7 protein-coding genes and 1 pseudogene are annotated in these 5490 nt (G+C 43.9%); 3 read left to right on the top strand and 5 right to left on the bottom strand.

What is annotated here, in order from left to right; translation table 11 throughout:
- Positions 1-410 precede the first annotated feature (410 nt).
- Both Q7V32_RS02115 and Q7V32_RS02110 read right to left on the bottom strand, forming a co-directional pair.
- Positions 411-785, bottom strand: a complete 375-nt coding sequence (locus Q7V32_RS02115) for a hypothetical protein (protein ID WP_304895340.1) — start codon at positions 783-785, stop codon at positions 411-413.
- A 13-nt stretch (positions 786-798) separates the two neighbouring features.
- On the bottom strand, positions 799-2127 hold the full coding sequence (locus tag Q7V32_RS02110) for an ATP-binding protein (protein WP_304895339.1): 1329 nt from the start codon (positions 2125-2127) through the stop codon (positions 799-801).
- Positions 2128-2655: 528 nt separating this feature from the next.
- Here Q7V32_RS02110 and Q7V32_RS02105 point away from each other — a divergent pair.
- The 3 genes and pseudogenes from Q7V32_RS02105 to brnA all read left to right on the top strand — a co-directional run.
- A pseudogene (locus Q7V32_RS02105) lies at positions 2656-2837 on the top strand (IS66 family transposase); the annotation flags it as partial.
- A 729-nt stretch (positions 2838-3566) separates the two neighbouring features.
- Positions 3567-3830, top strand: a complete 264-nt coding sequence (locus Q7V32_RS02100) for a BrnT family toxin (protein WP_304895338.1) — start codon at positions 3567-3569, stop codon at positions 3828-3830.
- A complete protein-coding gene (gene brnA / locus Q7V32_RS02095; RefSeq protein WP_304895337.1) occupies positions 3820-4089 on the top strand; it encodes a type II toxin-antitoxin system BrnA family antitoxin in 270 nt (89 codons plus the stop codon). Before Q7V32_RS02100 ends, brnA begins: the two co-directional genes overlap by 11 nt.
- Positions 4090-4580: 491 nt before the next feature.
- Here brnA and Q7V32_RS02090 read toward each other — a convergent pair whose 3' ends face one another.
- The 3 genes from Q7V32_RS02090 to Q7V32_RS02080 form a co-directional block, all read right to left on the bottom strand.
- Positions 4581-4850, bottom strand: coding sequence for a Txe/YoeB family addiction module toxin (locus tag Q7V32_RS02090; RefSeq protein WP_304895336.1), 270 nt, complete (start codon positions 4848-4850; stop codon positions 4581-4583).
- Positions 4831-5103, bottom strand: coding sequence for a type II toxin-antitoxin system Phd/YefM family antitoxin (locus Q7V32_RS02085; protein ID WP_304895335.1), 273 nt, complete (start codon positions 5101-5103; stop codon positions 4831-4833). Before Q7V32_RS02085 ends, Q7V32_RS02090 begins: the two co-directional genes overlap by 20 nt.
- Before the next feature lie 113 nt (positions 5104-5216).
- On the bottom strand, positions 5217-5490 hold a 274-nt coding region (locus tag Q7V32_RS02080), incomplete at its 5' end, for a zinc ribbon domain-containing protein (RefSeq protein ID WP_304895334.1).

The raw sequence follows: 5490 nt of genomic DNA, 5'->3' as shown, positions 1-5490 counted from the left end.
GAAATCGTTCCGGTCGGATCGAACCAAGAGCTGTAAAACGAAGACCGAAACCCTATCCGTTACTTGTTGTGCCAAGAGGTCAGGCGAGGGAACACGTGAAAAAATATGGGCATCCGAAGAAGCTTAAGTAAGTGCCATTCGGGTCAGAGCAAAATAAACCTGATCTTCAGCTCTAACTCATTTTCCCTAGCCGACCGCGTGATTTTAGTAGTGATTACCGAATTCCAGACACCATGGATAGCTCGAAGCTTACCATCCATGGCACTGGATGCCCGTTTCCAGACGGGCATGACGGACGCTTATGGATTTAGCTGAAACAGCTTGCTAGTCAGGAGATCTTTTAGAACAAAAAACCTTGAATGATCTTGGCGGATATATAAAATAATTGTAGGTTAGGCGTGCGCCATCATTCAAACAGGCTTTTTCACAGCCGATTCCATTCTCTCCTCCACATAAGGCGCAACATCTTCATAAGCTGCATTAGCCTCTTGCGCAACACTGGAAATCAGGGATTCCTTTTGCAATGCGGCCGATTGAATCCCTGCCAATGTCCTTTGCAAGAAAACAAAATTATGCGCGACCTCCTGATAACCCACATGGGAAGCTTTTGCGAACTCACGGTTATTCAGGTGGGTCTCCACCAGATTCAATGACTCCCTTAATTGATCCAGAGCCATGACCACGCCAACGGATTCATGGATGATTGTCTGATCCGTTTGCTCGATGTCAGCAGATTTTGCGTTAACGATGGAGATGATTGATTCCGGTCTTGGTTTCTCTGCCATATTCACACTCACTCTAGTTAGTGATCTTAAGTGTTCTCTGCTCGGTGACGTTTAAAATGAAACGCCAAGCAGGAACAACGTTGATTTGACCGGAGTCGACAACAATTCTGTCTTCTTCATTGCGGGTGACAATGATGCCTGAAGATAATTGCAACTCGGACATTGCCTCCTTAAGCGCGGCTACTTCTCGGTTCTTTGTTTTGGCGTTAGCAATTGATTCGCAGACCTGAACAAGCATCAGGGAACCATCGCTTTCCTTGGCAATGAAATCCACTTCCTTACCCCCTTTGGTTTTGAAATAAAAAATATCGGGAGTTAATCGGCGCAAAGCAGTGAACACTAAGTTTTCCAATAAATGCCCTGAGTTGATGAGGATTCCTGAACTTACGGAAGTAACCAGGGAGTGGTCGATGCAGTATATCTTCTTTGGGTTTGTATTCGATCGTGCCAAAGATGCATCAAAAATACGCACCGTAAACATGACGTAGGCGTCTTCAAACCATTCAAGATAATCGGATACGGCAGATTTTGGCACCTTATGTCCAAGCGACTTGAGATAGCCGGTCAGGTTGTTGATTGAATACAACGATGCGGTGTTGTCGATCAGCCAGTGAGCAAGATCCACAACCGCTCTCGGGTGAGAAATATCATGCCGTTCGACGAGATCACGGAATAATATCGCGCTAAAATATTCCTGATGAATTTTTATCCGTAGCGATTTATCAAGGTTTACAACTTCTGGGAAACCTCCAGTTGTCCAGAAATCTTCAAACCCTTTCTGTATAAGAAGTCGTTTCCGCGTCGAAAGCGGCCCCCGATTTTCAATACCCCGGCAATCAAGGAACTCCTGAAAAGAGAAAGGGAAGATTTCCCATGACAGGGCCCGCCCCCGCATCTGCGTCGCAATATCTTTCGACAACATTTGCGCCGATGAGCCGGTAATGTAAACTTCACATTTTTCTGTTCTCATCAGGCGGTCCACAAAAGGCTCCCAGCCATGGATCATCTGTATCTCGTCAAAAAAACAGTAGATTTTTTCTTTGTTCTTTTTTTCCGGGAACAGTGAGAAGTAAGCTTCGAGAATTACGGCTAAGCCTTCATGTTGAAGATGGTGTAAACGGTCATCGAAAAAATTAAGGTAAAGGATATTCTGCCTGTCTACCCCGCTGTCGAGTAAGCGCTTCATCAGCTGGAATAGAAAGGTCGATTTACCGCCGCGTCGAACGCCTATACAAATAGTGGCCTTCTCTGTGACGGGCGTCACTTCAATGAGTCGTGGAGTTCCTGTGTATAAATCAATCTCCTGAAAATCCAGGATTATTTCCTTCAATGTATCGATCATTTTGCCTCTTATCGAGCTGCGGTTGTTAATCCCCATTTAGTTGGAGCTGACAAGGTCAATCTGCCAATCCAGAAATTAATATTACCGGATAAATGCATAACTGGAAATATTTATTACTAATATAGTAATAACTGGGGTCAGCGTAAAATTAATTGCCACCCTTTGTCTATCCCTGTAGGGCGGATTCGCCATGGCTTTGAAGGCTGTTGGCGTTTTGCTATCGCGAAAACGCCCTACGGGTTATGCCTTTTTTATTGCGGCGTGTGTTTTTTGGATTAATTTCTTTTCTTTAACGAAGGCAGTCATTCCGGCATGCATTGCCGGAACCCAGACTCCAGGGAGGGTTCGAAGCTTATCGTCAATGGCACTAGATACCCGATTCCAGTCGGGTATGACCGTATTCTTACAAATCTGGCAAAGTTGAATTTGGTGCATCTAAGCAAGAAAATGGATCGCCTCGCATCTTGCTCGTGTCCATGTTCCTGCTCAAGTCGGTGCCGGTGCCGCTTTCGATTTTCATTATCGGCGGAAAATGATATTCGAATGACCAAGCGCCATTAGAAAATTTCCGGTTGCTTTCGATCTAAAATCGGAGCTGATCTCTTTTGCCGGGTCCGTAGCTATTTATCAACGTGCCGTAAACTGATGTATCGGCCACCGAAGCACTGACCCTGCTTTTTGAAGGCAAATTGCCAGACTTTATTCTCTGATTGGATTGGTAGCTGAAAAAGCTAGCAAAGCCATACCCTATTTTTACAACAGGACGTAAGTTAATTTCGCTGAGTAATTACCTCCGATTTTGATTGATGAAGAATAAAACCGTTTATCCTGATTGTTGCATCCGATTAATTTTTGATGAGCTTGCATAAAATGATGCACATATTAGCACCTAACTTAGTGCCTAATTTAGTGCCTAATTTAGTACCTAATTTAGTACCTAATTTAGTACCTAATTTAGCACCTAATTTAGTACCTAATTACCAGGTCAACTATTAGTCAGTAACAAATGTTACTGACGCGTGTTACTGACGCGTGTTACTGACGCGTTTTTTTTAGTCAGTAACATACCCATAGGAGATCGTGTTTTTTGCTTTCTCGAACGCCCCTTCGTGTAGCTGTTTTTTGGGGTTTATTTAACGATTTAACAAGTGAGTTTTACATGAATTTTTACATGAAATTTAAGCATCAAAAAATACTGTTTATTTTGACATGTTTTTTACCACTCTTCGGATGGGCAATGCTCAAGGTACAACTTGATTGTAAATCCAAAGGGATGCAAGGTCTTTAGATAGTGACCGCGATCAGAACGCGGCTAAGAATATTCTCCGTATAGGACATCATACGCTAGCACTAGGAATCACCGTCTCTTCAGGGCACAGAGGATGTCAAGCCCAACTTTCTGCCTTGTTAAATGAGTAAAAAAGGAATATTTTATACTCATGAGTGATTTCGAATACGATGACGATAAGAGTCAGGCCAATTTGGAAAAACATGGAATTGACTTCCATGCGGCCCAGGAACTTTGGGATGACCCTGATCTTCTCGAGTTCCCTGCTAAATCCGACAATGAAACTCGATTTATTGTCATTGGCCGTATCGCGGCAAAGCACTGGTCGGCCGTTGTCACCTACAGAAATGAGAAAGTCCGTCTGATATCTGTCAGGCGATCTCGCAAGAAAGAGGTAGAGTTATATGAAAGCTAAAGATTTCGATAAAAAATTTGATGAAGGAAAAGAAGATATTACTGACGATCTTGATCTTTCGCGTGGTCGTCGTGTCAACCAAATTCAAAAACGTATCAATGTCGATTTCCCATCTTGGGTGATCGAATCTCTAGATCGTGAAGCTGCTCGCATAGGTGTTACGCGGCAATCAATTATAAAAGTCTGGCTGGTTGAGCGTCTACAAGCTGAAGCTGCTAACAAACCGCAAAATACTGATACCTCAAGCAGCGCACATTAGCGGAGCAAAAGGGAATAACTGGGGGGGTCAGCGTAAAATTAAATGCCACCATTTGCCTAATCCGGTGAGGCGGATTCGCCAACCGGCAATCCGTCATGGCTTTGAAGGCTGTTGCGTTTTGCTAGCGCGAAAACGCCCTACGGTTTATGCCTTTTTATTGCGGGTTGTGTTTTTTGGTTTAATTTCTTTCCTTAACGAAGGCAGTCATTCCGGCACGGATTGCCGGAACCCAGACTCCAGGGAGGGTTCGAAGCTTACCCTCCCTGGCACTGGATACCCGCTTTCCGGCGGGCATGACCGTCTTCTTACAAATCTGGCAAAGTAGAGTTCGGTTCGCCTAAGCAAGGAGTAGTAAACGGAGCCAAGTCTTGCAATCAATCAAAACACACAAGATCCAGTTGATAATTTCAAGCTAACGATTGCAAATGCAAGACTTGCCTCATTGTTTGTTAGCGGCGCGCCCTTTGCCGTAATGTAAGGACACCCTGAATTTAGTGGTCTTCGTAATGCCCACCAATTGCAAAGATGTAAATGGATTTTTCGTCAAATTTATAAATGAGTCGATCTTTTTGAGAAACTCGCCTCGACCAAAATCCAGTTAGGTTGTGTCGAAGCTGCTCGGGTTTACCCAAGCCTTTGCTTGGGTCATCACTTAGCATTTCTTTTAAGAGTTTGCAGAGAGCTTTGTGTAGCTTTTTATCTTTGTCACGAAGCTCTTCGTAGGTTTCCCAGGTTCTACCCTCAAATACGAGTGATCTCATTCAGTTCGTCGCTGGTCGGGGTATAGCCAGAGCTGTTTTTGTGAGTTACCATTGAATCAGCAATCTGTTTCATTAGGCTGCTGTTCTGGAGAACGTAGAGAGTTTCCTGTTCTCGCTCCCAGTCGTCTGCACTCATAACCACAAAAGCTTCGCCGGCCCTACGAGTTACCTTTAGGGGGACATGACTAGTAACTACATGTTCTACAAGGGATTTTAGTTTATCTCTAAACTGGTTTACGCTAACTGTGTCCATATTTGACTCCATATGTACGGAAATACAGTACAAGTGTAGCAGGCAACCGCTCTGAATAACCTATGATTTTCAATTAAACCTAAGTTTTTCTTCCTGATTCATAGAGAATAGTTTCACACTACCAATAGCTTAGCGTCAGCGCTTTTCTCTCCACAGGCTGGCACCGTAGAGCTTACGGCATAATTCTTTAAATTTATTGCTGCGTTTAAATCACGGTCTAGCGTGTTTCCGCACTCGCAGTTCATAGTTCTATCCGATAACTTCAGTTCATGGATAGCGCCGCATACACTGCAGGTTTTAGAGCTTGGAAACCATCTATCAACGATAACCACCGTAGCGCATGTCATAGCGACCTTGTATTCGATCAGGGTTCTCAGTTTTCCAAAA

Origin of the sequence: Methylicorpusculum sp., assembly GCF_030651835.1 — a bacterium.
Lineage (GTDB): Bacteria > Pseudomonadota > Gammaproteobacteria > Methylococcales > Methylomonadaceae > Methylicorpusculum.
The sequence above is the reverse complement of the archived record's forward strand: the minus strand, read 5'-3'. Positions and strand labels throughout refer to the sequence as shown.